Origin of the sequence: Streptomyces sp. NPDC006365, assembly GCF_042870755.1 — a bacterium.
In the GTDB taxonomy this organism is placed as follows: domain Bacteria; phylum Actinomycetota; class Actinomycetes; order Streptomycetales; family Streptomycetaceae; genus Streptomyces; species Streptomyces xiangluensis.
Genome location: NZ_JBIAHS010000003.1, coordinates 138,882 through 164,897, shown reverse-complemented (window position 1 = coordinate 164,897; position 26,016 = coordinate 138,882). Strand labels below are relative to the sequence as shown.

23 protein-coding genes and 1 pseudogene are annotated in these 26,016 nt (G+C 69.7%); 20 read left to right on the top strand and 4 right to left on the bottom strand.

Annotated features, from left to right (window positions below; all coding sequences use genetic code 11):
• Positions 1-499: 499 nt before the first annotated feature.
• Complete coding sequence (gene paaZ, locus ACFYO0_RS09885) at positions 500-2,074, bottom strand: phenylacetic acid degradation bifunctional protein PaaZ (RefSeq protein ID WP_388673085.1); 1,575 nt, start codon at positions 2,072-2,074, stop codon at positions 500-502.
• Positions 2,071-2,988 carry a VOC family protein gene (locus tag ACFYO0_RS09880; protein ID WP_388673083.1) on the bottom strand — a complete coding sequence of 306 codons (918 nt, stop codon included), beginning with the start codon at positions 2,986-2,988 and terminating at the stop codon, positions 2,071-2,073. The genes paaZ and ACFYO0_RS09880 overlap by 4 nt, the downstream gene beginning before the upstream one ends.
• A gap of 204 nt (positions 2,989-3,192) precedes the next feature.
• Here ACFYO0_RS09880 and ACFYO0_RS09875 point away from each other — a divergent pair, with 204 nt between their 5' ends.
• From ACFYO0_RS09875 to ACFYO0_RS09820, 12 genes and pseudogenes are all read left to right on the top strand, one after another.
• Positions 3,193-3,777: a carboxymuconolactone decarboxylase family protein gene (locus tag ACFYO0_RS09875; protein ID WP_388673081.1), complete on the top strand. Its 585-nt coding sequence runs from the start codon at positions 3,193-3,195 to the stop codon at positions 3,775-3,777.
• Between the two features lie 34 nt (positions 3,778-3,811).
• Entirely contained in the window at positions 3,812-4,660 is an 849-nt protein-coding gene (locus ACFYO0_RS09870; RefSeq protein ID WP_388673079.1) for a fumarylacetoacetate hydrolase family protein, read from the top strand.
• Positions 4,661-4,697: 37 nt separating this feature from the next.
• Positions 4,698-5,225 (top strand): MarR family winged helix-turn-helix transcriptional regulator, encoded by a 528-nt coding sequence (locus tag ACFYO0_RS09865; protein ID WP_388673077.1) that lies wholly within the window; start codon positions 4,698-4,700, stop codon positions 5,223-5,225.
• Positions 5,226-5,529: 304 nt separating this feature from the next.
• A complete protein-coding gene (locus ACFYO0_RS09860; protein ID WP_388673075.1) occupies positions 5,530-6,069 on the top strand; it encodes a cupin domain-containing protein in 540 nt (179 codons plus the stop codon).
• Positions 6,069-7,238, top strand: coding sequence for an acyl-CoA dehydrogenase family protein (locus ACFYO0_RS09855; protein ID WP_388673073.1), 1,170 nt, complete (start codon positions 6,069-6,071; stop codon positions 7,236-7,238). The genes ACFYO0_RS09860 and ACFYO0_RS09855 overlap by 1 nt, the downstream gene beginning before the upstream one ends.
• A gap of 294 nt (positions 7,239-7,532) precedes the next feature.
• Positions 7,533-8,651, top strand: coding sequence for an alcohol dehydrogenase catalytic domain-containing protein (locus tag ACFYO0_RS09850; RefSeq protein WP_388673071.1), 1,119 nt, complete (start codon positions 7,533-7,535; stop codon positions 8,649-8,651).
• Between the two features lie 78 nt (positions 8,652-8,729).
• On the top strand, positions 8,730-10,514 hold the full coding sequence (locus ACFYO0_RS09845; protein WP_388673069.1) for an MFS transporter: 1,785 nt from the start codon (positions 8,730-8,732) through the stop codon (positions 10,512-10,514).
• A gap of 28 nt (positions 10,515-10,542) precedes the next feature.
• Positions 10,543-12,075 carry a class I adenylate-forming enzyme family protein gene (locus ACFYO0_RS09840; protein ID WP_388673067.1) on the top strand — a complete coding sequence of 511 codons (1,533 nt, stop codon included), beginning with the start codon at positions 10,543-10,545 and terminating at the stop codon, positions 12,073-12,075.
• Positions 12,076-12,206: 131 nt separating this feature from the next.
• Positions 12,207-13,028, top strand: a complete 822-nt coding sequence (locus ACFYO0_RS09835; RefSeq protein ID WP_388674210.1) for a 3-hydroxybutyryl-CoA dehydrogenase — start codon at positions 12,207-12,209, stop codon at positions 13,026-13,028.
• Positions 13,029-13,049: 21 nt separating this feature from the next.
• A complete protein-coding gene (locus ACFYO0_RS09830; RefSeq protein ID WP_388673065.1) occupies positions 13,050-13,835 on the top strand; it encodes an electron transfer flavoprotein subunit beta/FixA family protein in 786 nt (261 codons plus the stop codon).
• A 51-nt stretch (positions 13,836-13,886) separates the two neighbouring features.
• Positions 13,887-14,849: an electron transfer flavoprotein subunit alpha/FixB family protein gene (locus ACFYO0_RS09825; RefSeq protein ID WP_388673063.1), complete on the top strand. Its 963-nt coding sequence runs from the start codon at positions 13,887-13,889 to the stop codon at positions 14,847-14,849.
• A 42-nt stretch (positions 14,850-14,891) separates the two neighbouring features.
• Positions 14,892-15,077 (top strand): annotated as a pseudogene (locus tag ACFYO0_RS09820) (nucleoside monophosphate kinase); the annotation flags it as partial.
• 114 nt (positions 15,078-15,191) lie between these two features.
• Here ACFYO0_RS09820 and ACFYO0_RS09815 read toward each other — a convergent pair.
• A complete protein-coding gene (locus ACFYO0_RS09815; protein ID WP_388673061.1) occupies positions 15,192-15,818 on the bottom strand; it encodes a class I SAM-dependent methyltransferase in 627 nt (208 codons plus the stop codon).
• 530 nt (positions 15,819-16,348) lie between these two features.
• Here ACFYO0_RS09815 and ACFYO0_RS09810 point away from each other — a divergent pair.
• Positions 16,349-16,564 carry a hypothetical protein gene (locus tag ACFYO0_RS09810; RefSeq protein ID WP_388673059.1) on the top strand — a complete coding sequence of 72 codons (216 nt, stop codon included), beginning with the start codon at positions 16,349-16,351 and terminating at the stop codon, positions 16,562-16,564.
• Between the two features lie 123 nt (positions 16,565-16,687).
• On the opposite strand, the gene ACFYO0_RS09805 is transcribed toward ACFYO0_RS09810, so the two are convergent.
• Positions 16,688-18,586: a sigma-54-dependent Fis family transcriptional regulator gene (locus tag ACFYO0_RS09805; protein ID WP_388673057.1), complete on the bottom strand. Its 1,899-nt coding sequence runs from the start codon at positions 18,584-18,586 to the stop codon at positions 16,688-16,690.
• Between the two features lie 299 nt (positions 18,587-18,885).
• On the opposite strand from ACFYO0_RS09805, the gene ACFYO0_RS09800 reads away from it, so the two are divergent.
• From ACFYO0_RS09800 to ACFYO0_RS09770, 7 genes are all read left to right on the top strand, one after another.
• Positions 18,886-20,529, top strand: a complete 1,644-nt coding sequence (locus ACFYO0_RS09800; RefSeq protein WP_388673055.1) for a methane monooxygenase — start codon at positions 18,886-18,888, stop codon at positions 20,527-20,529.
• Positions 20,530-20,593: 64 nt separating this feature from the next.
• Positions 20,594-21,625 (top strand): FAD-binding oxidoreductase, encoded by a 1,032-nt coding sequence (locus ACFYO0_RS09795; RefSeq protein WP_388673053.1) that lies wholly within the window; start codon positions 20,594-20,596, stop codon positions 21,623-21,625.
• A gap of 61 nt (positions 21,626-21,686) precedes the next feature.
• A complete protein-coding gene (locus ACFYO0_RS09790; RefSeq protein WP_388673051.1) occupies positions 21,687-22,817 on the top strand; it encodes an aromatic/alkene monooxygenase hydroxylase subunit beta in 1,131 nt (376 codons plus the stop codon).
• Positions 22,814-23,167: a propane 2-monooxygenase effector subunit MimD gene (gene mimD, locus ACFYO0_RS09785; RefSeq protein ID WP_388673049.1), complete on the top strand. Its 354-nt coding sequence runs from the start codon at positions 22,814-22,816 to the stop codon at positions 23,165-23,167. Before ACFYO0_RS09790 ends, mimD begins: the two co-directional genes overlap by 4 nt.
• Before the next feature lie 18 nt (positions 23,168-23,185).
• Complete coding sequence (locus ACFYO0_RS09780; RefSeq protein ID WP_388673047.1) at positions 23,186-24,190, top strand: amidohydrolase family protein; 1,005 nt, start codon at positions 23,186-23,188, stop codon at positions 24,188-24,190.
• Positions 24,187-24,921 (top strand): iron-sulfur cluster assembly protein, encoded by a 735-nt coding sequence (locus ACFYO0_RS09775; protein ID WP_388673045.1) that lies wholly within the window; start codon positions 24,187-24,189, stop codon positions 24,919-24,921. The genes ACFYO0_RS09780 and ACFYO0_RS09775 overlap by 4 nt, the downstream gene beginning before the upstream one ends.
• Positions 24,918-25,943, top strand: a complete 1,026-nt coding sequence (locus ACFYO0_RS09770) for an NAD(P)-dependent alcohol dehydrogenase (RefSeq protein WP_388673043.1) — start codon at positions 24,918-24,920, stop codon at positions 25,941-25,943. Before ACFYO0_RS09775 ends, ACFYO0_RS09770 begins: the two co-directional genes overlap by 4 nt.
• Positions 25,944-26,016: the final 73 nt, after the last annotated feature.

The window sequence follows — 26,016 nt, the reverse complement described above, 5'->3', positions numbered from 1 at the left end:
CCGGGGGGCCCCCCCCGCCCCCCCCCCCCCCCCCCCCACCCCACCCCCCCCCACACCCCCCCCCCCCCCCCCCCCGCCCCCCCCCGGGGGGGGGGGCCCCCCCCCCCCCCCGGGGGTGGGGCGGGGCCGCTCTTCCGTCGGCGAGGTGTACGACGGCAGCCTCACGACCCCGTGTACCCGGCGAGCCACATACATGGCCGACGGAACCAGAGGGCTGTATCCGTCGGCAGCGCTCGGCAGCAGTTGGGGCGTCCGCTGCTTGGCGGAAGGCAATGCCTGTGAGTCGAGCAGGGATTGGAACCCGCGGGCCCGACAAGTACTGAGAACGTACCTTCGCCGCTCGCAGAGGGCTTCCCGACGGCCTCACGGCCGGGCCGGCCAGGAGGTCCACTGGTGTGCGGCCAGGGACATCCCGTCGTGGCTGCCGGCCCGGCCGTCTGCCGCCGTGGGAGGCAGGGTAGGACCTCCCACGGGCTTCAGGGGCGGGCCTCCCGGTCGGTCACCGCCCCTCGGCCGTGCGGCCGGTGAGCGTGGCCAGCATGCGCGGGCCGCCCTGGACGGCGGTGCGCTGCATGTGGTGCAGGACGCCGCGGATGCCGCCCATCTCCTCGCCGCCGCCGGCCCGTCCGGGGCCACCGTGGATCAGGGCGGGCAGTGGGGAGCCGTGGCCCGTGGACGCCTTGGCGGACTCGGTGTCGAGGATCAGGAGCCTGCCGTGCCAGGGCGCGACCCCCAGCACTACTTCTCGCGCGAAGGTCGCGTCGCCGGTGACGACGGACCCCGCGAGACTGCCCCGGCCCAGCGAGGCCAGGAAGGCCACGTGCTCCGCTGACGTGTAGGAGATGAGCGTGCTGACCGGGCCGAACGCCTCCACCTCGTGCGGCGCGGAGGCGCCCGGGTCGTCGCAGCGCAACAGCAACGGGGAGAGGAACGCGCCCCGTTCGGCGTCGGCACCCCGCACATCCACCCGGTCGGGGTGCCCGAAGACGAGGCGCGCGGAGTCGAGGAGCGTCTTCACACAGCGGCGTACCTCGTCGCGCTGCGCGGGCCCGGCCAGGGCACCCATCCGCACGGCCGGGTCGGCCGGGTTACCGACGACGACCTGCGTCAGCCGGGCTGCGGCGGCCTCACCGACCGCGTCCATCAGGTCGGCAGGAACGAAGGCGCGGCGGATGGCGGTGCACTTCTGCCCCGCCTTCACAGTCATTTCGGTGACCAACTGGTCGATGTACAGGTCGAATTCGGGGGTTCCAGGGGTGGCGTCCGGGCCGAGGACCGAGCAGTTGACGGAGTCCGCCTCGGCGTTGAAGCGCACCGCCTGCCGTACGACGGTCGGGTGGGTGCGCAGCCGTTCGGCGGTGGCCGCCGAGCCGGTGAACGACACCAGGTCCTGTTCGGTGAGGTGGTCGAGCAGGTCGCCGGCACCGCCGCAGACGTACTGCAGGCTGCCGGGCGGCAGCAGACCGGACTCCACGATCAGCTCGATCAGTCGGTTGGTCAGCACGCAGGTGGGGGTGGCGGGCTTGATCAGGCTGGGCACGCCGGCCAGCAGGGCCGGGGCCAGCTTCTCCAGCGGTGCCCACACGGGGAAGTTGTACGCGTTGATCTGTATCGCCGCGCCTCGCAGCGGAGTGCAGATGTGCCCGCCGAGGAAGCTGCCGTCCCGGCTCAGGGACTCCTGCGGACCCTCGGCGTAGACCAACCCCTCGTCCCCGCCGGGCAGTTCACGCAGTCCCAGGTCGGCGTAGTGACGCAGCACCCTGATGCCGCCGTCGATGTCGAACTTCGAGTCGTACAGTGTCGCACCCGTGCGTGCGGAGAGCGCGTACAGCTCCTCGCGGTGGCCGCGCAGATGGGCGGCGAGGTCCGCGAGCAGCGCCGCGCGCTGGTGGAAGGAGAGCGCGCGCAGCGCCGGTCCGCCTACGGTGCGGGCGTGGTGCAGCGCGGCCGCCATGTCGATGCCCGCGGAGGAGGCCCGGGCGATCTCCTCGCCGGTGACCGCGTCGTACACCGGCGTTCCGTCCCCGGTCGGGGTGTACCACCGGTCCTGTACATAGCTCGGCAGCAGGCTCATCGGGTCGTTCCTTCCGTCCTCGCGTGCGCCGTCCCCGCGTACGCGTCGTCGCCGTCGTCGACCGGGTGGTGGCCCCAGATGTCGGAGTGGTAGACGCGGCTCACCCAGGTCGCGTCGTCCACCCGCCGTCCCTCGGCGCCCACTTCGATGCCGAAGCCGGCGGGGGAGCGCATGTAGAAGGAGAACATCAAGTCGTTGGAGTGCCGGCCCAGCGTTGCCATCAGCGGGACCTTGTGTGCGTGGGCCCGGTCGTGGGCCCGGCCCACCTCGTCCATGTCCGACACCTCGCACAGGATGTGGTGCGTGCCTTCGCGTTTGCGGGACTCGACGAAGGCGATGCTGTGGTGCCGGGGGTTGCAGCCCATGAAGTAGAAGGTCCCGCCCAGGGACAGGTGGGTCACGTCGCTGAGCCGGAAGCCCATGACGTCCCGGTAGAAGTCGACCGCCTCCATCGCGCGCGGCGACTTCAGGACGATGTGCCCCATCCCCTGGTCCCCGGTAACGAACGTCACGCCGAGCGGCGAGACGAAGGGGGCGGTCGACAGGTGCCGGCCGGTGAACAGTTCGGTGCGCACCGCGCACGGGCCGTCGAACCACACCATGCGGTCGACCTGCCGGGCAGCGCACTCCTCGGAGGTGCCCTCGTGGACCTCAACTCCGTGGGCGCGCAGGCGCAGTGCCATCTGCTCCAGGCCGCGTGGATCGCCGACCTCCCAGCCGATATGGGTGACACCTCCGGACTCGGCGTTTTCGACACGGAACCGGTACGGATGCTCGTCCAGCCGCAGCAGCCGCGCCTGCGGCGAGCCCGGCGGCCCGACGGGCATGGTGCCGATGATGTCGTTGGCGTAGGCGACCCAGCCGTCGGGGTCGGGGGTGCCGATGCCGAGGTAACCCAGGCTGCGAATGCTCACCGAGACCTCCCATGGTCGATGTGTGGCCTGCTCTGGGCGCCGCGAGGACTGCCCGGCCAGCCGAAGGATCCGGTCGTTCGAACCCTGATCGTCAAAAGTCATACAGACAGATTCCTCAAATGTAAACCTGTTGACTATCAGGGTTCTATCTACCTATGGTCGCTGCCGTGCACCAAAGCCGGTCACCCGTGAAGGGCCAATGCCATGCCTGTAAGTGAGCCGCGCCTGCATCCGGTCGCCGACAAGGACATCCCGGAGAAGGCACTGGAAGCCCTGCGGCCGTACCGCAACGGCGAGGGCGACATCTACGCCATCTGGGCGACCCTGGCCGCCCACCCGGACGCGCTGCGCCGCTTCCTTGTCTTCGGCAACCATGTCCTGGGCAAGAACACCCTGCCCTTGAGGTCCCGCGAGCTGGTGATCCTGCGGATCGCCTGGCTCGCCCAGGCCGAGTACGAGTGGTTGCAGCACGTCCGGATCGCCCGTCGGGCCGGGGTGTCCGACGACGAGATCCGTGCCCTCGGCCGGACCGGCGATCCCGGTTTCGGCGGCGCCGAGCGTGCCCTGCTCGCCGCGACCGACCAGCTGTTCGGGGGAGCCGATCTGGACGACGCCGTGTGGCGGGTCCTGCGCGAGCACCTCACCACCGAGCAGCTCATCGATCTCGTGTACACGGTCGGCCAGTACAAGACCGTGGCCATGGCGATCAACGTCTTCCGTATCCAGCCCGAACCGGACATCGCCGCGCTGCGCGAGGAGCTCCCGCTGCCCGCGCCGACGGTGTCCTGACCACCCACCCCAACCGTCCCAGGAGGGAACCCGAATGAAGCTCGCCAACCTTGCCGGCCGGGCCACGATCATCGTCGGCGACCGCGCCCTCGACGTCGAGAAGGCCAGCAACGGGGCGCTCGGCCCCGACCCCGCCGTGCTGTACGACCTCGCCAACCATGCCGAACTGCGGAGACTCGCACAAGCGGCGACCGACACCGACCTGGTCGCCTACGACGAGAAGCAACTCGGCCCGGTCTCCCCGCGAGCCGGCAAGATCCTGGGGGTGGCGCTCAACTACCGCGGCCACGCCGAGGAGTCGAACATGCCGATCCCCGAACAGCCCGGTATCTTCGCCAAGTTCCCCAGCTCGCTGGCCGGCCCGTACGAGCCGGTGTCCGTACCCGTGGGCATCGACAAGGTCGACTTCGAGGCCGAGGTCGTGGTGGTGATCGGGCGGACCATGCGTTCCGTCGAGCCGGCGGACGTCTGGGCGGGCATCGCGGGCGTGACCGCCGGCCAGGACGTCACCGACCGCAAGGAGCAGTGGCGCAAGCCGCTGAACCAGTTCAGCCTCGCCAAGTCCTACGACACCTTCAGCCCGTGCGGGCCGCTGATGGCGACCGTCGACGAGTACGACGACCCGAACGACATCGAGGTCGCGGGCTGGGTCGACGACCTGGAGGTGCAGCGCGGGCGGACCTCGGACCTGATCTTCACCGTCCCCGAGCTGGTCTCCTGGCTGTCCCGGTACGTCACCCTGGAGCCGGGCGACCTGGTCTTCACCGGAACCCCGGCCGGCTGCGGGGTCCGGCGCACGCCGAGGCTGTACCTGCAGCCGGGGATGACACTGACGACCGAGGTCTCGGGCGTCGGTACGATGCGCAATCCGATCAGCCGCTGACGCCCGCCGGCGCCGTTGCCCGAAGGGAGCCCTGTCCTTGTCCGAGATCCGCGGTGACGCCGTCCACCATCCGCGCTCCCGTGAGTTCGCCGCCAAGGTACGGGCCCACCACGAGGAACTGGGGCACACCGAGCGCCAGATCCGGGGAGTCGAACTGGTCACCCACCTCACCCGGCTGGTGGCCCGGCTGGTCCAGGACTTCGAAGGCACCGTGCACCGGCCCCTCGGTATGACCTGGGCCGGGTTCCGGATCATGAACACGCTGTGGATCTTCGGTGATCTGGAGCAGCGGGAGATCGCCCGTATCTCGGGCACCTCCCGGGCGAGTGTCTCCAGCGCCCTCAACACCCTTGAGGACCGCGGACTCGTCGAGCGGCGCCGGGAGAGCGACGACCGCCGGGTCGTCCGCGTCTCGCTGACGCCTGCCGGTCTGGCCCTGCTGCACCAGGCGATCGAGGGACAGACAACCCGGGAGACGGCCTGGACGGCAGTCCTCGAAGACGAGGAGGTCTCCCAACTCGTGTCCCTGCTCGGCCGACTGGTCAACCAGGAGCACCCGGCCTAAACGCTCCGCTGTCAGCACAGCGACGGGTTGTTCTTCGTCCGCGGTGTCGTCGTGGCGGGTCGCGCCCACGCGGCGGAGCCGCATATCGACACAGTCCCGCGCCCCTTCAGGGGCTGCCGAACCGCAATCGGCGCAGCACCACCTCAGCTCCGACATCTCCATCGGATCGAGCCGTACGGCGTTTCCAAGTGGTCGCCCCCTCCCGACCGTCCGGTCCGGAGGAGAACGAGCCGTGCGCCCCATCGCCGTAGCGCGATCCACGAGCATCCCCGCCTCACACCTCCCCCTTCCGAGGAGCCGCACCATGCCCCGGAGAATCGTCACCGGCCGAGCGGCGGACGGCAAAGCCGCCGTCGTCCAGGACGGTCAACCGCCCCGCACCAACGCACTCCAGCACACCCCGGGCTTCGTCTCGTCCCTCGTCTGGGCCACCCCCGCCCAGCCCACCGTGCCCTACGACGGCACCGATCCGACGCCCGCCGTCACCTCCTACGTCCCCGAGCCCGGCGCCACCCGCGTGATCCACCTGGTCATCCCGCCGGACACGGTGTACGGGAGCGAGGGCTTCGACCCGGCCACGGCCGTCGCGGAACGCCTTCGGACCAGCCCCGGCCTGGCCGAGCTGTTCGAGCCGGACGCCCCCGGCATGCACACCACCGACACCGTCGACTACGGCGTCCTGCTCCAGGGCGAGATCGTCCTGGAACTCGACGCCGCCAACGAGGTCACCCTCTCCCCGGGCGACGTCGTCGTGCAGAACGGCACCCGCCACGCCTGGCGCAACCGCTCCACCTCACCCGCAACCATGCTCTTCGTTCTCATCGGTGCCCGGAGGAACTCCTGATGCCCCACCTCAACCCCGTCGACGCCCTCGACCTCGACAGTCAACTCGACGACGACGAACGACTCATCCGCGACACCGTCGCCGCCTTCGTCCGCGACCGCGTGACCGACCACGTGCCCGGCTGGTTCGAGGCGGGTACCTTCCCGACCGACGAACTCGCCCCTGAAATCGGCAAGTTGGGTCTCCTCGGCATGCACCTGGAGGGCTACGGCTGCGCGGGCGCGAGCGCCACCGCCTACGGTGTGGCCTGCCGCGAGCTGGAGGCCGCCGACTCGGGTCTGCGCAGTTTCGTCTCCGTACAGGGCTCCCTGGTGATGTACCCGATCCACCGCTACGGCTCGGAGGAGCAGAAGCAGCAGTGGCTGCCCAAGCTCGCCTCGGGCGAGGCGATCGGCTGCTTCGGGCTCACCGAACCCGACCAGGGCTCCGACCCGGGCGGCATGCGCACGGTCGCCAAGCGCGACGGCGACGACTGGATCCTCAACGGCACCAAGATGTGGATCACCAACGGCTCCATCGCCGACATCGCCGTCGTCTGGGCCCGCACCGAGGACGGCATTCGCGGCTTCCTCGTCCCCAAGGACACCCCCGGCTTCACCACCAGCGAGATCCACAGCAAGCTGTCCCTGCGCGCGTCCGTCACCGCGGAACTCCACCTCGAGGACGTACGGTTGCCCGCCGACGCGGTGCTCCCCGGCGTCACCGGACTGCGCGGACCCCTGTCCTGCCTCTCCGAGGCGCGCTTCGGCATCCTGTGCGGTGTCGTCGGCGCCGCCCGCACCTGCTACCTGTCGGCCCTGGACTACTCGACCACCCGCGAGCAGTTCGGCCGGCCCATCGGCGGCTTCCAGCTGACCCAGGGGAAGCTGGCCCGCATGCAGGTCGACCTCGTGCACGCCCAGCTGCTGGCCCTGCGTCTGAGCAAGCTCAAGGACGCCGGACAGCTGCGCCCCGAGCACGTCAGCCTCGGCAAGCTCGCCAACGTCCGGGCCGCCCTCGACATCGCCCGCTCGGCCCGCACCGTACTCGGCGCCAACGGCATCACCACCGAGTACCCGGTGCTCCGGCACGCCAACAACCTGGAGACGGTGCTCACCTACGAGGGCACCGAGGAGATCCACGCCCTGGTCGTCGGCCAGTCCGTCACGGGACTCGCCGCATACCGCTGACCGGGCGGCCCTGAGACCGGGCCCGCGCGGCGCGGCGCAGACCACCGTCACCAGGGTCGGCGGGACGACCCCGAGGACGGAGGCGAAACGCATCGTCGCCGGGCTGCTCACCAGCCCGTACGCGCAAGAACCCACCCGTGGGCCTGACGTCCGGTGACACACCGACACGCTCACCGGACCCGTGGAGCCACCGGAAGACCGCGGCGGCAGCGGCCTGAAGCACCCCAGCACGCACCACCCCCTGCCAGGCCCTGCCGTACCCGGAGACAACTCCGCCCCATTTGAGGAGAGGTCATGACCTCGACCATGCGCGCAGCGCGAATGCACAACGTCGGCGAGCCGATGAAGATCGAGCAGATTCCCGTTCCGGTACCGGGCCCCGGCGATGTCCGTGTCGCCGTGCACGCCGTGAACATCGTGCCGAACCTCGCCAACATCCTCGGCAACTGGACGACCTGGTTCCCGCTCAACCCGCTCCCGCCCCTGCCGGCCGTGTTCGGGCTCGACCCCGCCGGCGTCGTCGAAGAAGTCGGCGACGGCGTCGAGGGCGTCGAGGTGGGGGACAGGGTGTACGTCAACCCGGGCCGCACCTGCGGCGCGTGCCGAGCCTGCCGCAACGGCCGGATCGTGCACTGCGCGAGCTACGCCTTCGCCGGCTACTTCGGCTTCTCGGCCACCTCGGTCCGCCTGCTCGACCGCTACCAGGGCGGCCTCGCGGAGAAGATGATCGCGCCCGCGTCCGCCCTCGTCCGCATCCCCGACTCCCTGCCCTTCGAGGCCGCAGCACGCTTCGGCTACCTGGGCACCATGTACTCGGCACTCCGCAAGGCCGCCGCCGGACCCGGGCGCAGCGTCCTGATCAACGGCATCACCGGCACCCTCGGTATCGGCGCGGCCCTGCTCGCACCAGCCCTCGGAATCACCACCCTGTACGGCACCGGCCGCGACCGCGAACTGCTGGCGGAGATCGACAAACTGGCCCCGGGACGGCTGCGCCTGCACTCCCTGCACGACGGACCCGTGGACGAGTGGATCGCGGCGGAGACCGGCGGGGCCGGAGTGGACGCCTACATCGACGCCCTCGGGCCCGGCGCTCCGCACGAAACCCTTCAGCAGGGCGTGCGCGCGCTGGCCAGGGGAGGCATCGCCGTCAACGTCGGCGCCGTGGCGGGAGAAGTGCCCCTCGATCTGCACCGAATGATGGACATGGACCAGATCGTCCGCGGATCGGTCTGGTTCACGCCCGGCGAGGGACAGGACATGGCCGACATGGCCGAAGCGGGCGTGCTCGACCTGTCACCCCTGCGCCACCACGTTTTCCCGATCGACGAAGTGAACACCGCGATCAACAACGTGGGTTCGCGACACGGCGGGTTCAGCAACTTCATCATCTCGCCCGTCTCCGGGCGCTGACCGGCACGACTCCGAACCTCCTCCCCACCCCCCACACCGGCAGGTCACCTCACGCGTTCATCTCGGAAGGAACCCCCTATGGCCAGATCCGACACCGGCGTCGGAAACGGCGCCGGCTCCCAGCCGCCCGCCCGCACGGCGATGGCGAAGCAGCCGAGCGAACAGGCCCACGCCACCGACACCCTGGCGCGCGGCACCCTCATCGCGGCAGCGCTCTGCGTCTTCATGGCACAGTTCGCCCTGACCGTGCCCGCGGGCCTGAACGGCCTGTTCCAGCAGGACTTCCACACCTCGGCATCGGAACTGACCTGGATCACCGACGCCTTCCTGGTCCCCGTCACCGTCCTGGAGCTGACCTTCGGGCTCCTCGGTGACCTGTTCGGACGGCGGCGGCTGCTCGTCGGCGGTTCGGTGCTGGTGGCGGTCGGGTTCGTGGTCTGCGTGCTGACGCCGGGCCCCGAGGCCGATCACATGACCCGGCTGATCGTGCTGTGGACCGGCCAGATCATCGCCGGCATCGGTGCTGCGGCCGTGATCCCGACGACCCTGGCCATGATCGCCGCGGGCACGCGCACACCGCGCGCACGGGCCCGCTCCATCTCCGTCTGGGCGGCCGCGCTGTCGATGGGCAGTGTGCTGTCACCGCTGGCCTGCGGCCTGCTCGCGCAGTCGCAGTTCGGCTCGTGGCCCAACTCCGGGTGGCGGTGGGCGTTCCTCCTCGTCGTCGCACTCGCCGCGGTGTCGGCCGTACTCGCCTACGTCCTGGCCGAGGACTCGAAGTCGCCCGAGGGACGTTCCCTCGACTGGCCAGGGCAGATCACGATCGCCGTCGCCGCCGTCGCCCTGCTCTTCGCCGTGATCCAGGGGCCCACGAGCGGTTGGGGCAGCGTCGAGGTCATCGGCGGGTTCACCGTCGCCGCCGTCTTCCTGGTCGCCTTCGTCCTCGCCGAACGCCGCTCGGCGTCCCCGCTGCTGCAACTCGACCTGTTCGCCAACCGGAACTTCACGATCGCCGCGATCGTGACGGTCGTCGGCATGTTCTGCTACCTCGGCACCGGCTATGTGACCAGCATCCGCCTCACCGCCATCCAGGGCTTCACCCCTCTCAAGGCGTCCCTGGCGTTCATCGTGTTCAACGGCGTCTCCGCCCTGATCCAGGTGCCCATCGCCTCCCGCCTCATCGAGCGCTACGACCCGAAGTGGATCCTCGGCGGCGGCCTGCTGCTCATCGGGGCGGGCGACTTCTGGATGGCGTCGATACCGATCGGGCACCAGTCCGTCACGCCTCTCATCGCTCCGCTCGTCGTGGCCGGCGCGGGCGTGGCGTTCGTCCTGTCCGCGGTCACCGCCGTGGTGATCAACACCGTGCCGCACAACCTGTCCGGCATGGCCGCCGGGTGGACCAGCCTGCTGCGCGACTTCGGGTTCACCCTCGGCCCGGCCGTCGTGGGCGCCATCGCCCTCAGCCGGGCGTCGCGTGAGATCAGCGACGAGGTCGGGTCCGACCCGCAGCTCGGCCAGGCCCTGGACACTTTCAACGCCTCGGCGGCGACCGTGCCCGAGGGACAACAGGAAGCCGTCGAGGGCGCCATCGTGGCCGTCAACTCAGGCCCGCTCGGCGCCAACGCCGTCCCGTCGACCGTCACCCTGCCCGACGGTTCCACCGTGCCGTTCAACCCGCTCAAGGACACCGCCTTCCAGGCCCTGGGCAGCGCCTACTCGCTCGGCTACCTGATCGTCGGGCTGTGCGCGGTCGCGGCGGCCGTGGTCACCGTGGCCCTGATCGGCGGACACCGACCGGACTCGCCGGACGAGTCTGACGGGCCGGACGCGCCGGTCACTCCGGCGACGACCGACGTCTGACGGACCGTAGGAAGAAAGGAGCGCTGACATGACCGGCCCCACCCGCCCACGACCGATGTTCCGCCTGGGCCATCTACTGGAACGCCGCGCCCAGTCACACCCCGACCACACGGCACTGGTCTTCGGGGACCGCGCGTGGACCTACGGGCAACTGCGGGACTGGATCGTGACCACGGCGAGGCAGCTGCGCCTGCACGGGGCCGGTCCCGACAGTGTCGTCGCCTACGCGGGCGCCTCACGCCCCGAGGTCTTCGTCCTGATGTACGCCACGGCCCGCCTCGGAGGCGTGTTCGTCCCGGTCAACGGGGCGGCCACGCCTCCCGAGATCGCCTACCTCCTGGCGGACTCGGGAACGGACATCCTGGTCACCGACGCCGCCTGCGCCACCAAACTGGCCGACGACGGCACCGTACCGGCGGACATCACCCGTGTGTGCCTGGACGAGGAGCCACCCGACGGATACGCACCACCGAGCCGCACGGCGGATGAACCCGTCGGCGACGACACCCCGGCACCCGTGACGGAGGACGACCTCGCCCTCATCGCCTATACCTCCGGCACCTCCGGTAGGCCGAAGGGCGTGCTCCTCACCCACGGCAACATCTTCTGGAGCTGCGTCAACGGACTCCTCGGCCTCGACCTCGCCCGCGACGACGTCACGCTGATCACCACACCCGTCTTCCACATCGCGGTGCTGAGCGGCGTCGGCTCCTACACCTGGGCCAAGGGCGGAACCGTCATCCTGGAGCCCGCCTTCACCGTCGACGGCTTCCTGAAGACCGTACGGCAGCACCGGGTCACCGTGACCTTCGCCGTCCCGGCGATGCTCGCCCTGATCGGGCGCCACCCGGACTTCGCCGCCGCGGACCTGTCCTCGCTGCGCTGGATCCTCAGCGGGGGAGCGGCGGCACCGGCGTCGGTCGCCGAGGTGTTCCACCGTCGCGGCATTCCGGTCCTCAGCTCATACGGCCTGACCGAGACCGCCGCCGGCGTCACCTACCGCGACCCCCGCGACGGCCCGGGCTGCTCCGGCGAGGCAGGACTCGCCGCCCCGCTGACCGAGCTCCGGATCGTCGACCCCGAGAACCGCCCCGTGCCGCGCGGGGCGACGGGAGAAATCGTCGTCCGCGGACCCAGCGTGACCTCCGGATACCTGGGCCTGCCGGAGGAGACGGCGGCGTCCCGCGACGCCGAGGGCTGGTTCCACGGGGGTGACCGGGGCTACCTCGACCCCGAGGGCCGCCTGGTGGTGGCCGGCAGGATCAAGGACACCATCATCACCGGCGGGGAGAACGTCGACCCGACCGAGGTGGAAGACGCGTTGGAGGCATGCCCCTCCGTGTACGAGGTGGCGGTCGTCGGAACGCCCGATCCCGTCTGGGGAGAGGTCGTCACCGCCATCGTCGTACCGGCCGAGGGCGCGGACTGCTCCCTGGAGGACATCCAGACGTTCCTGTCCGCCTCCCTCACCCGACACAAGATCCCCCGCCGCCTCGAACTCCGGGACCACCTGCCCCGCACCGCCACCGGCAAGCTGCAGCGCAAACTGCTGCGGGGCTGAGCCCGGCCGGACCAGACACCATGGAGAAGCACCTCATGTCCACACAGCCGTCCGGTATCCCCTCCGGCCCCGTACCGAACGTCACTGCCCCCGAGCCCATCCGTCGTGTGGGTGTCGTCGGAGCGGGACTGATGGGCAGCGGCATAGCCGAGGTCTGCGCCCGAGCCGGCCTCGACGTACTCGTCAGTGAAACAGGCCCCGAGGCGGTCGAGGCGGGCCGCGACAGAATCACCAAGTCCCTGGCGCGCGCGGTACGAAGCGGCAGACTCGCGCCGCCGGACAGCACTACGTCCCTCCGCCGGATCGGCTTCACCACCGACCTGGCCGACCTCGCCGACCGCGACATCGTGATCGAAGCAGTGGCCGAGGACGAGCAGGTGAAGACGGAGATCTTCGCGGCGCTCGACAAGGTGGTCGTCCGGCCGGACGCGATCCTCGCCTCCAACACCTCCTCCATCCCCATCATGAAACTCGGCACAGCCACGGGACGTGCCCAGCAGGTGATCGGCGTGCACTTCTTCAACCCGGTCCCGGTGCTGGACCTCGTCGAACTGGTCCCCTCCCTGCTGACCAGCGACCAGACCCGCGACCACGCGGCCGAGTTCGTCGGCCGAACCCTGGGCAAGCAGGTCATCCACGCGAAGGACCGGGCCGGATTCGTCGTCAACTCCCTGCTGGTGCCCTACCTGTTGTCCGCCATCCGCATGCTCGAGTCGGGCATCGCCTCCGCCGACGACATCGACAACGGCATGGTGCTCGGCTGCGCCCACCCCATGGGCCCCCTGCGGCTGGCCGACCTGATCGGCCTGGACACCCTCAAAGCGATCGCGGACTCGATGTACGAGGAGTACAAGGAACCGCTGCACGCCGCGCCACCCCTCCTGCTGCGCATGGTGGACGCCGGTCTCCTCGGCAGGAAGACGGGCCGGGGCTTCCACGACTACTCCGGTTGAAAGGGCTGAAAGGAAAGTCAGATGAGCTTGAGGATCGTTGTCACTGTGAAGTACGTGCCCGACGCCACGGGCGACCGGCACTTCGCCGATGACCTGACCGTCGACCGCGACGACGTGGACGGTCTGCTCTCGGAGCTCGACGAGTACGCGGTCGAGCAGGCCCTGCAGATCGCCGAGGACGCCGCCGACGCGGAGATCACCGTCCTGACCATCGGCCCCGAGGACGCCAAGGACGCGCTGCGCAAGGCGCTGTCCATGGGCGCCGACAAGGCCATCCACGTCGAGGACGACGACATCCACGGCACGGACGCCATCGGCACCTCGCTGATGCTGGCCAAGGCGATCGAGAAGGCCGGCTACGACCTGGTCATCTCCGGCATGGCCTCCACCGACGGCACCATGGGCGTCGTTCCCGCACTGCTCGCCGAGCGCCTGGGCGTCCCGCAGGTCACCCTGCTGTCCGAGGTGTCGGTCGAGGAGGGCACGGTCAAGGGCCGCCGCGACGGTGACGCGGCGTCCGAGCAGCTGGAGGCGTCCCTGCCGGCAGTCGTGTCGGTCACCGACCAGTCGGGCGAGGCCCGTTACCCCTCCTTCAAGGGCATCATGGCCGCCAAGAAGAAGCCGGTGACCTCCTGGGACCTGTCCGACCTCGACATCGAGGCCGAGGAGGTCGGTCTGGAGGGCGCCTACACGGTTGTCGACTCCGCCGCGGAGCGCCCGGCGCGCACGGCCGGCACGATCGTCAAGGACGAGGGCGAGGGCGGCAAGCAGCTCGCTGCCTTTCTCACGGAGCGCAAATTCGTTTGATGCAGCCTCGCGTGCCAGAAGTTCATCTGATTCGGTAGGAGTTGCTCATTCATGGCTGAAGTTCTCGTCTACGTCGACCACGTGGACGGTGCCGTCCGCAAGCCCACCCTGGAGCTGCTGACCCTGGCCCGCCGCATCGGCGAGCCCGTCGCCGTCGCGCTGGGCAACGGTGCCGGTGACACCGCCGCCACGCTGGCCGAGCACGGCGCGACCCGCGTCCTGGCGCACGACGCCGCCGAGTACGCCGACTACCTGGTCGTCCCGAAGGTCGACGCCCTGCAGGCCGCCATCGCCGCCGTCTCCCCGGCCGCCGTGCTGATCCCCTCCTCCGCGGAGGGCAAGGAGATCGCAGCCCGTCTGGCGCTGCGCATCGGCTCGGGCATCATCACCGACGCCGTCGACCTGGAGGCGTCCGACGAGGGCCCGGTGGCCACCCAGTCGGTGTTCGCCGCGTCTTTCACCACCAAGTCCCGTGTCTCCAAGGGCACTCCGGTCATCACGGTCAAGCCCAACTCCGCCGCCGTGGAGGCCGCCCCGGCCGCCGGCGCGGTCGAGGCGCTGAACGTGACCTTCGGTTCGCTGGTCACCGGCACCCAGGTCACCGGCCGCACCCCGCGTGAGTCGACGGGGCGTCCGGAGCTGACCGAGGCCGCGATCGTGGTCTCCGGTGGCCGTGGCGTCAATGGCGCCGAGAACTTCGCGATCATCGAGGCGCTGGCCGACTCCCTGGGTGCGGCCGTGGGTGCCTCGCGGGCCGCGGTGGACGCGGGCTGGTACCCGCATTCCAACCAGGTCGGCCAGACCGGCAAGTCGGTCTCGCCGCAGCTGTACATCGCCTCCGGCATCTCCGGCGCGATCCAGCACCGGGCCGGTATGCAGACCTCGAAGACCATCGTGGCGGTCAACAAGGACGCCGAGGCCCCGATCTTCGACCTCGTCGACTACGGCGTGGTCGGCGACCTCTTCGACGTCGTCCCCCAGCTCACCGATGAGATCAGGACCGCACATGCGTAGCCATGGCGAGCCGCCGCACGACAACGAAAGAGGGCTCCGCCGATGCGCGTGGTGATGGTCGGCCTGCCCGGCGCCGGGAATGGCACGCAAGCCGCGTACCTTGCTGAGAACCTCTCCATTCCGCGCATCTCCACGGGTGACTTGTTCCGGGTGAACATCAGTCGGCGAACGGAGCTGGGTCGGCAGGCCCAGGAGTACATGGCATCCGGACAGCTGGTACCCGACGAGTTTGGATGAGCACCGCTCAGCGTTCCTTATGGTGCCGGTCCAAAGCCTTCGGCTGCGCTACGGACTGGTATGGGCCCTGTGTATCCGGAGGACGGACTTCAGGTAGGGCGCGGATTAGGTGGTGGAGCGGGAGTGCACGCTGACGGCGTAGCCGCCGCCTCGACGGTAGGGATCGCCGCCCCAGGTGGCGTAGCGCTGGCGCAGGGTCAGTCCGGCCTGGGTGCACCAGTGATCGAACTCCGTCAGAGACACAGGAGGTTCCGGCAGCGGCAGGTGTGCCGCGTCCAGCCCCATGCCCGTGACCAGCAGTCCGCTGGGACGCAGGACGGCAGCCAGTTGCTGTACGACGGCTGATTCGGTGCCGGAGGCCAGCAGGGGGATGACGTTCCCGGCGGCAACCACCAGGTCGAAGCCCGGCTTCAGGCCGAGGGCATCCAGGTGCGCCAGGTCGCCGTGGAGCCATTCCAGCGCGGGGGCGTCACCGCGGGCGACAGCGAGCATGGAAAGGTCGGTGTCCACGCCGGTGCAGTGGTAGCCCAGCTCGGCGAGCCGGATCGCGACCCGGCCGGTGCCGCAGCCAGCGTCGAGGATCCGGGCGGCGGGCTTCAGCAGTGCGGCGCAGAAGGCGGCCTCGCCGTGGATGTCATGGCCCGATTCGGCGAGCTGCGCGAAACGTTGGGCGTACTTCTCTCCGGCTTGTCCGCCTGTCAGTTCCGCCCAGCGGTCGCGTTGCTTGCTCATGTTCTGCATGCCTTCCGGTCAGCCTCGGTAGCAGAGGCGAGGACGCTGCCATCGCGCTTGATCGTAGGTAAAGACATCGGAGCCTGCTACGAAGGTACGCGGGCGGGCGGCCGCCGGTGCTGCCGCGATCCTACGGTCCAGTTGTTGCCGTCCTCGTCGAGTATGGCGAACAGGGCGTCCAGCGCCCGGCCTGCGGCGGGGTCGAGCAACTCCTCTGTGACGTTGTGGGAGCTTGGCCAACTCGAGGAGTGCGGTGAAGGCGGACAGGCTCTGGGCCGGGTGCGGACCCACCGCCGGTCTCACACGTGGCCGGCACCGCGTGCTTGCCACCGACGCACCGTTCCGCTGCCTCCACCGCCTCAGCGAGCAGTGAGGGCCAGTACGTCTGCGGACGCGGCGAATTCGATGTCGTCGTAACCCATCACCGGGACCAACGAGCTGGAGCGTCTCACGGTGAGACTCCTCCCTTCGATGCCTCCGGCATGCTCAGGACGACGTGCCAAGGCGGTGCGGTGACGAGTGGGGGGGACATGGCGAAACAGTCGTGGGGGCACCGGGAGCGGCTGCTGGCTCTGGGCGGGTTCGGGGTTCTGCTGGCGGTGGGTGGTGCGGTGGCGACGGTGGCGGGTGTTGCGGCCGGCCCCGGAGTCGCGCTCACGGGTGCCGTACTCGGCTGCTGGGAGGCGTGCGGCCTGTGGCTGTGGAATGCCTGGTTCCAAGGAGCGCGGAAGGGCACACGACGCTGACGGCGTCCACCCGCCGGGCCGGGCTCTGTCGGTGTCACGTCATCTCCCGGTGTCACGTCACTTCCCGGCGTCTTGTCGCCACCTGGCGTCACGTCACCTGCCCGTGTCACGTCACGCCCGGCGTCACCCCTTCTCCGGCCCCAGCCGGATCCCGTACGCCGTGATCTTGCGGTAGATCGTTGCCCGGGAGATGCCCAGCGCCTTTGCCGCCTTCGCCTTGTCTCCGCCGTGGTCGAGGAGGGACTGGACGATCAGGTCGCGTTCCGTGGACTCCCAGGCGGACAGGGGGTGTTGGGCTTGGGAGAGCAGGGACGGGGGGAGGTCGGACTCCTCGATCAGGGGGCCCGAGCGGTGCGCCTGCGCGTAGCGGAGCGAGCCGTCGAGTTGGCGGACGTTCCCTGGCCAAGGCGCCCGGGACAGGGCCCGCAACGCGTCGTCCGTGCACCGGAGGTCTCCGCTGTCGCCACCATGGCGGGCCAGCAGGCAGGTCACCAGCGCGGGGATGTCGGCTGTGCGGTGTCGCAGCGGCGGGACGGTGACCTCGGCCCCGAACCGTGCCCGAACTGCGGCGGCGGGATCCGCCTGCCGAGACGCGGCCACCCCGTCGGCATCCGGCAGGGCTTCGGCACCCGTGCCGGGCAGCCTGGGCCGGTCATGGGTGAGCAGCGCGGCCACCCAGCCGGAGCGCCCGGCCGTGGTGCGCAGCAACCGGTCGAGCTGTCCGAGCACGTGCGCGGACAGCAGATCGAGATGCCGCAGCACGACCGTGCCGCGGTCCTCGGCCAGATCCTGGAAGACGGCCTGCAGCCACGGCGCCGCGCCGCCCCTCGCGTCCGCCGCGTCGTGCACGCCGATCGGCGCCGTGGGCGCCACGTGCCGGTGCACGGCCCGGACCAGCGCCTGCTTGCCGGTGCCCGCCTCTCCCTCCACCAGCGTCCAGCGTCCCTGCTCGCAGTGGCGGATCAACTGGCTGACGACGCCACGGAACACGGGGCTCGAACCGCTGATGCCGGCCAGCCGCGGCACACGGACGACGGGGTGCTGGGCGGGCTCCTCCCGCTCCGCGACCAGCCGCAGTTCGATGAGATACGCGGCCGGGTGTCCGCCGGGCTCATCACCCTCCACCCGGCGGCCCCTCAGCTGCACGGTTCGCCCGTCGCTGAGGAGCATCCGCTGTTCGTGCAGCCCGGACGGATCGGCGGCGAGTTCCCGCAGCCGCCGGTGGTCGGCCGGGCCGAGCATCTCTGTCGCGGCCGCGTCGGCGAGCAGTAGACCGTCGGTGAGCGTGACCAGTGCCCTGTGTGATCTCTGACGAGACGTCAAGAAAGCGCGAAGTGCCGCTTGTTCGCGTTCCGAACCGATGTCGAGCAACCGCTCCTCGATGTCGGCGGCGGCCTCCTGGACGAGCGCCACCATCAGCGGCGATGCGGTGTGCTGCCAGGACGTCAGGTCGATCAGGCCGAGCACCCGGCCGCTGATGGGATTGCGGATGGGCGCCGCGGCGCACGACACCCGCTGCAGCCGTTCGGAGAAGTGTTCCGAGCCGAAGACCTGCGCCGTACGGCCGTTCTCGGCCGCGGTGCCGATGCCGTTCGTGCCGACGTACTCCTCGGCGTAGCTGAAGCCGGGTGCGAGGCTGATGTCGTCGAGATGCCGGTGCAGCGCCCGGTCGCCGGTCCTGCGCTCACGCACCCGTCCTTTGGAGTCCGTCAGGATGAGGCACATCGGGGTGCCCTGGAGTGCGTCGGAGAGCCGGTCGAGGACCGGGCGGGCGGCCGTGGCGAGCCGGGAGTGCGGGTCGAAGTCGGCGTTGTAGGGGGCCTCGATGCGGTCGGCGTCCACGCCGAAGAAGCGCGAGCGCTGCCAGGAGTCGAGGATGGGCGGGCGCACCGCGGCGGACGAGACGTCTCCGCCCTCCAGGAACCGGGCCCGCTCGCGGACGGGGTTGAGGTGCGGGACGCGACGGTCGAGGCCGAGCGCGGAGACGGTGGGCGACGGCCTCGGCGTCTCTAGGGGTTCCACGGATTCCACAGGTTCCATCGGCTCTGCGCCTTCTGCCGTGCAATGACTCTCGGGGTTCCGGTATGTCCGGCACGTTAAGTCCGGGAGTGCGATGGTGGCCATACCCGGGATGTGGCGCCCGTCTCAACTTGAGACGCGCGGCTGCCGCGCCCGGCCCCACGATGGGCGACGCCCCGGTCACCGACGGCAGTGCGCCGCCGCGAGCGCCGGGCGAACGAGGTCCCTTCCCTCCGGTCCCGGCTGTGCCGGAGCACGGGGGGAGCCCCAACGCTGCCGAGTCAGCCGGAGGAGTATCACCCGTGAGCCGACAGAGCCTGAGCAAGGCGCACAAGAAGATCACCGAGTTGTCGTGGGATCCGACGTTCGCGACGCCGGCCAACCGCTTCGCGACCGACTACCGTTTCGACAAGGCCCCCAAGAAGGACCCGCTCAAGCAGGTCCTGCGCTCCTACTTCCCGATGGAGGAGGAGAAGGACAACCGGGTCTACGGCGCGATGGACGGCGCGATCCGCGGCAACATGTTCCGCCAGGTCCAGGAGCGCTGGATGGAGTGGCAGAAGCTGTTCCTGTCCATCATCCCCTTCCCCGAGATCAGCGCGGCCCGCGCGATGCCGATGGCGATCGGCGCGGTGCCCAACCCGGAGCTGCACAACGGACTCGCGGTGCAGATGATCGACGAGGTACGTCACTCGACGATCCAGATGAACCTCAAGCGCCTCTACATGAACCACTACATCGACCCCGCCGGGTTCGACATCTCCGAGAAGGCGTTCGCCAACTGCTACGCGGGCACCATCGGCCGGCAGTTCGGCGAGGGGTTCATCACCGGAGACGCGATCACCGCCTCCAACGTCTACCTGACGCTGGTGGCGGAGACGGCCTTCACCAACACCCTGTTCGTGGCGATGCCCGCCGAGGCCGCCGCCAACGGCGACTACCTGCTGCCCACCGTGTTCCACTCGGTGCAGTCGGACGAGTCACGGCACATCTCCAACGGCTACTCGATCCTGCTGATGGCGCTGGCCGACGAGGACAACCGGCAGCTCCTGGAGCGCGACCTGCGCTACGCCTGGTGGAACAACCACTGCGTGGTGGACGCCGCCATCGGCACGTTCATCGAGTACGGCAGCAAGGACCGCCGCAAGGACCGCGACAGCTACGCTGAGATGTGGCGCCGCTGGATCTACGACGACTACTACCGGTCGTACCTGATCCCGCTGGAGAAGTACGGCCTGAAGATCCCGCACGACCTCGTGGAGAAGGCGTGGGACCGGATCTGGAACCAGGGCTACGTCCACAAGACCGCCCAGTTCTTCGCCACCGGCTGGCCGGTGAACTTCTGGCGCATCGACGGCATGACCGACGACGACTTCGAGTGGTTCGAGTCCAAGTACCCGGGCTGGTACGCGGAGTACGGCGCCTGGTGGGAGGCGTACAACCGGATGCGGCATCCCGGTGCCAACAAGCCGATCACCTTCGAGGACGTCGGCTACCAGTACCCGCACCGCTGCTGGTCCTGCATGGTGCCCTGCCTGGTCCGGCAGGACATGGTGGTCGACAAGGTGGACGGTCAGTGGCGCACGTACTGCTCGGAGACCTGCGCGTGGACCGACACCACCGCGTTCCGGCCTGAGTACGAGGGCCGCCCCACCCCGTCGATGGGACGCCTCACCGGCAAGCGCGAGTGGGAGAGCTGCTACCACGGGCAGGACCTCGCCGACATCGTTCAGGACCTCGGCTATGTCCGCGATGACGGCAAGACGCTGATCCCGCAGCCACATCTGGACCTCGACGACCCGAAGAAGCTGTGGACGCTCGACGACATCCGCGGCAACACACTCATCAGCCCCAACGTGGCGCTCAACGAGATGTCCGACGAGGAGCGCGAGGCGCACGTCGCGGACTACCGCAGCCGCAGCAACATCACACCGTCGAGGCTCTGACCGAACCCCAGGCAGGGGCGGCGACGTACCGTCGCGGGGTCGCCGCCCCGGAAGGCTGGTCCTTGTGGGCGATAAGCACCGCATCCGATTCGAACCGGTCGGCATCGAGATCGAGGCCGACGAGGACGAGACCGTACTGGACGCCGCGTTCCGCCAGGGCGTCAATCTCATGCACGGCTGCAAGGAGGGCCAGTGCTCGTCCTGCAAGTCCTTTCTGCTCGACGGCGACCAGCAGATGGAGCGCTACTCAACCTTCGCGCTCGCCGACTACGAGAGCGAGGAGGGATACGTCCTGCTGTGCCGCGTGCACGCCTATGGCGACCTCAGCGTCGAACTCATCAACTACGACGAGGAGATGCTCCTCTCCGGCATCCCGCCGCGTGAGGTCCGCACCACCATCGCCGCGGTACAGCCGCTCACCCACGACATCGTCCGGCTCGGCCTGATGATCGACCCGGCTGACGAACTGCCGTACCGCACCGGGCAGTACGTGGACATCCAGGTGCCCGGCACCGACCAGTGGCGGTCGTTCTCCATGGCGGGCCTGTCCGCTGAAGGGCCCGGCGGTCAACTGGAGTTCATCATCAGGCGCTACCCCGGCGGACTGCTCTCCGGGCTGCTCGGCGGCGCCCTGAACCCGGGAGACTCGCTCACGGTCAAGGGTCCCTACGGCACCTGCGTGATGCGGGACGCACCCGACCGTGACCTGATCCTGCTCGCGGGCGGCGCCGGCATGGCGCCGATCCTGGCCCAGCTGCGCGGCCTGGCCGCCACCGGCAGCGCCCGGCGCACCCGGTTCTACTACGGGGCGCGTACCCAGCGGGACCTGTTCGCGCTAGACGAGATCGCCGAACTAGGTCGCGGCCTCAGCGACTTCGCCTTCGTACCGGCCCTGTCCGAGGACGGAGCGGGCGGGTACGAGCAGGGGCTGATCACCGACATCGTCGACCGGCACGAGGGCGATCTGTCGCAGGCCGACGCCTACCTGTGCGGCCCACCGCCGATGTGCGACGCCGCTTTCGAGCTGCTCACCGGCAAGGGCATGCCCGAGGAGCGGATCTTCCTGGACAAGTTCACCACGTCCACCAACACCTGACCCGCGCACACCTGATTCGCCCACACACCTGACCTCCCGACCCATGCGAGGAGCCGTACGCATGACCACTCAAGCCGACAAGCCGGCCAAGGTCGAACGCAGCTTCCCCAAACCGCAGTTCACCGACGCCGAGGCGGGAGCCCTCGTCTTCCCGAGCTCCACCAGCCGTACCTTCTCCTACTACAAGCCGCAGAAGATGCGGGCCAGCATGTACGAGGACGTCACCTTCGACGTCCAGCCCGACCCGGAGCGCCACCTGCTGCAGGGCTGGATCTACGGCTTCGCCGACGGCTCCTCGGGTTACCCGCAGGACTGGACCGCCCTCAAGTCCTCGGACTGGCACCGCTTCCTCGACCCCAACGAGGAGTGGGAGCAGACGATCTACCGCAACAACGCCAACGTCGTGCGGCAGGTCCAGCAGAACCTCGCCAACGCCCGCAAGGCCGAGGCCTACGGGCAGTGGAGCCGCTCCTGGAGTACCTTCGTCGAGCGGCACGTCGGCGCGTGGATGCACGCGGAACAGGGCCTGGGCATGCACGTGTTCGTCGCGATCCAGCGCTCCGCGCCCACCAACATGCTCAACAACGCGCTCGCGGTGAACAGCGTCCACAAACTCCGCTTCGCCCAGGACCTCGCGCTGTACAACCTCGACATCGAGGAGCAGCTCGACGGCTTCGACGGCTCCGCCCACCGGGACGTGTGGCACTCGGACCCCGCCTGGCAGGGCGTGCGGGAGAACACCGAACGGCTCACCGCCGTCCAGGACTGGGCCGAGGCCCTGTTCGCCACGAACCTCGTCTTCGAGCCCCTCGTCGGCGAGCTGTTCCGCAGCCACCTCGTCCTGCAGATCGCCGCCCGCAACGGTGACTACACCACGCCGACAGTGATGGGCGCCGGCGAGAACGACTACGACCGCGACCTGCGCTACACCCGGGCCCTGTTCACCCTCCTGCTCGGCGACGCCACCCACGGCGCCGGCAACAAGCAGGTCGTCCAGGAGTGGCTGGAGCGCTGGGCACCGGTGAGCCTCGACGCCGCACGCCGGCTGCAGCCGCTGTGGTCGCAGCCCGCCGAGAAGCCCGTCCGCTTCGAGGACAGCCTCGACCGCGCCAAGGAGCGCTTCGCCCGCCTCATCGAGGACCTGGGTCTTGAGGCACCCGCCGACCGCACTAGCGAGAGGACCGCCAAGTGACCACCGCCCCGCAGCCGTTCAGCGCCGACCGCACCTCGTCGAACATGTGCGGCGTGACGCTGATGAACAACCAGAACGGCCATGTCGTCGCCGATGTGATGCGCGCCAAGGAGAACGTCACCGTCACCGACTTCCCGTCGATGATCCGCGTCGACGGCGAGCGGGTGCTCACCTTCGACTTCGAGGAGATCTCGGGCGCCCTCGGCTTCGACTTCGACGTGTCCGACTTCGAGGAGATCATGTCCACCCACTACGGGCGCATGGTGCACCTCGACGACCGCACGGTGCTCTTCGCCAACCCCGAGGACGCCGCCGAATACATCGACTTCGACCTCAGTCCGGTCGACTGACGCCCGGGAGGAGCAGTCATGTACCGCAAGGACGGCGTCGACTACTTCATCGTCGACGGACACATCCACTTCTGGGACGCCAGCGAGGAGAACACCGCCAACAAGTACGGCGATGGCTTCATCCGCTGCTTCTACGACTACCAGCGCAACCTCAGCCCCCAGGAGTGGGTGTGGCCGCTGGAGAAGTTCCGCAAGTACAGCGAACAGGACCTCGTCCACGACCTGTTCGAGACCGGATACGTCGACTGGGGCATCTTCCAGCCCACGTACCTCAACGAGTTCTACCGCAACGGCTTCAACACCACCGAACGCAATGGTCAGCTGGCCCGCAAGTACCCCGACCGGCTCATCGCCAACGGCTCTTTCGACCCGCGGGAGGGCGAGGCCGGCCTGGAGCGGCTGCGGAAGCTGCACGCCGAGTGGAACCTGCGGGGTGTCAAGCTCTACACCGCCGAATGGCGCGGCTCCTCCAAGGGCTGGAAGCTGAGCGACCCCGAAGCACAGGACTACCTGGCGCTGTGCCAGGAGCTCGGCATCCGCAACATCCACGTCCACAAGGGCCCCACCATCTGGCCGCTGAACCGGGACGCCTTCGACGTCGCCGACATCGACCACGCGGCCAGCGCCTTCCCCGGCCTGAACTTCATCGTGGAGCACTCCGGGCTGCCCCGCCTCGACGACTTCTGCTGGATCGCCACCCAGGAACCCAACGTGTACGCGGGCCTGTCCGTCGTCATGCCGTTCATCCACACCCGCCCCCGCTACTTCGCCCAGATCATCGGCGAGCTGCGGTACTGGCTCGACGACGACCGGATCGTGTTCGGCAGCGACTACGCGATCTGGAGCCCGAAGTGGCTGATCGAGAAGTTCGTCGACTTCCAGATCCCAGAGGACCTCCAGTCCGAGTACGGCGTCCTCACCACCGACGCCAAGCGCAAGATCCTCGGCCTCAACCACGCGCGCCTGTACGACCTGAAGGTCCCCGGGAGTGCCCAACTGCCCGCCGCCTCGGTGGCGGCATGACCGCCGTCACCGAGGCGGTCGACCGGGTCACCGCCGTCAACGCAGCCCTGGCGGCGGTGCTCGACCCGGAACTCGACCGCCCCATCACCGAACTCGGCTTCGTCCGCTCCGTCAGCGTCGGCGCCGACGGCTCGGTGGAGGCCAGACTCCGGCTGCCCACCTACTTCTGCGCTCCCAACTTCGCCTGGCTGATGGTGGAGGATGCCCGGCGCGAGCTGGCCCGGCTGTCCTGGGTGGGGGAGTGCACGGTGGTCCTGGAGGACCACTTCGCCTCCGATGAGATCAACCAGGGTGTGGGAGGCAAGAGGACGTTCGACGAGGCGTTCCCGGGGCTCGCCGACCCCGACCGCATGCAGGAGCTGCGCGCCGTCTTCCTGCGCAAAGGGCACCTGGCGGCCCAGGCCCGCCTCGGCAAACGGCTGCTGGAGCGCGGCTGGACCCACCGGCAGCTGGCCGACGCGGTCCTGGGCGACCTGCCCGAGCGCCTGACGGTGACGCTGCGCCGCCGACGCGCCCTGCTCGGCCTCCAGGCGGACGCGTCGGCGCCGCTGTTCACCGACAACGAGGGTCGCGCCGTGCCCGCCGCCGGTGTGGAGCGGCACCTGCTCATGGGCCGCACGGCCGGTGTCGGCATCGGCACCAACACCGAGTTCTGCGAGGGCCTGCTCGCCACTCGTTACGGGCCGGCCGGCTGGACGGAAGTGAGCCGTAGAAAGGAGGAAGCGTCATGAAAGCCGTACGACTGCACCAGTACGACCACCAGCCCCAGCTCGACGAGGTGCCCGACCCGGTGATCTCCTCACCGCTGGACGTGATCGTGAAGATCGGCGGCGCCGGCGTGTGCCGAACCGACCTGCACATCATCGAGGGCCAGTGGGAGGCCAAGAGCGGGGTGAGCCTGCCGTACGTCCAGGGGCACGAGAACGCGGGATGGGTCGCGGAGGTCGGATCCGCCGTCACCTCGGTCGCTCCCGGCGACCCGGTGATCCTCCATCCGCTCGCCACCTGCGGACTGTGCGCCGCCTGCCGGCGCGGTGACGACGTGCACTGCGCGGCGAGCGCCTTCCCCGGCATCGACTCGGACGGCGGGTTCGCCGAGTACCTGCGCACCAACGCCCGCGCGGTCGTCCCACTCGATGCGGGCCTCGCCCCGGCCGACGTGGCCGCGCTGGCCGACGCGGGTCTGACCGCGTACCACGCGGCGAAGAAGGCGGCCCACACGCTCGCTCCGGGTGCCAAGGCCGTGGTGATCGGCGCGGGCGGGCTCGGACACATCGGCATCCAGGTGCTGCGGGCGCTCACCCCCGCCGAGCTGATCGTCGTCGACCGGTCGGCGCAGGCACTGAAGCTCGCCGAGACGCTCGGCGCGCACCACACCGTCGTCGCCGACGGCAGCCAGGTCGACCAGGTCGCCGCGCTCACCGGAGGGCAGGGCGCCGAGGCCGTGCTCGACTTCGTCGGCGAGGGCGGCGCTCTGGAGGACGGCGTACGGATGCTGCGCCGGGCCGGCGACTACTACGTCATCGGTTACGGCGGAACCCTGTCCGTGCCGACCATCGACATCATCTCCACCGAGATCAACTTCATCGGAAACCTGGTCGGCTCCTACACCGACCTGGTGGAACTCATGGACCTCGCGGCCCGCGGACTGGTCACCCTCCACACCGTCACCTACCCGTTGGACGACTTCGGCCGGGCCCTGGACGACCTGAATCAGGGCCGGGTGCGCGGGCGCGCCGTCCTCGTGCCCTGAATCAGTACCCAAGCAGGTGGCGGCGGCCGATCCGTGGACCCCGTTCGTGAGGGTCGGCGCACCGCGGAAACCG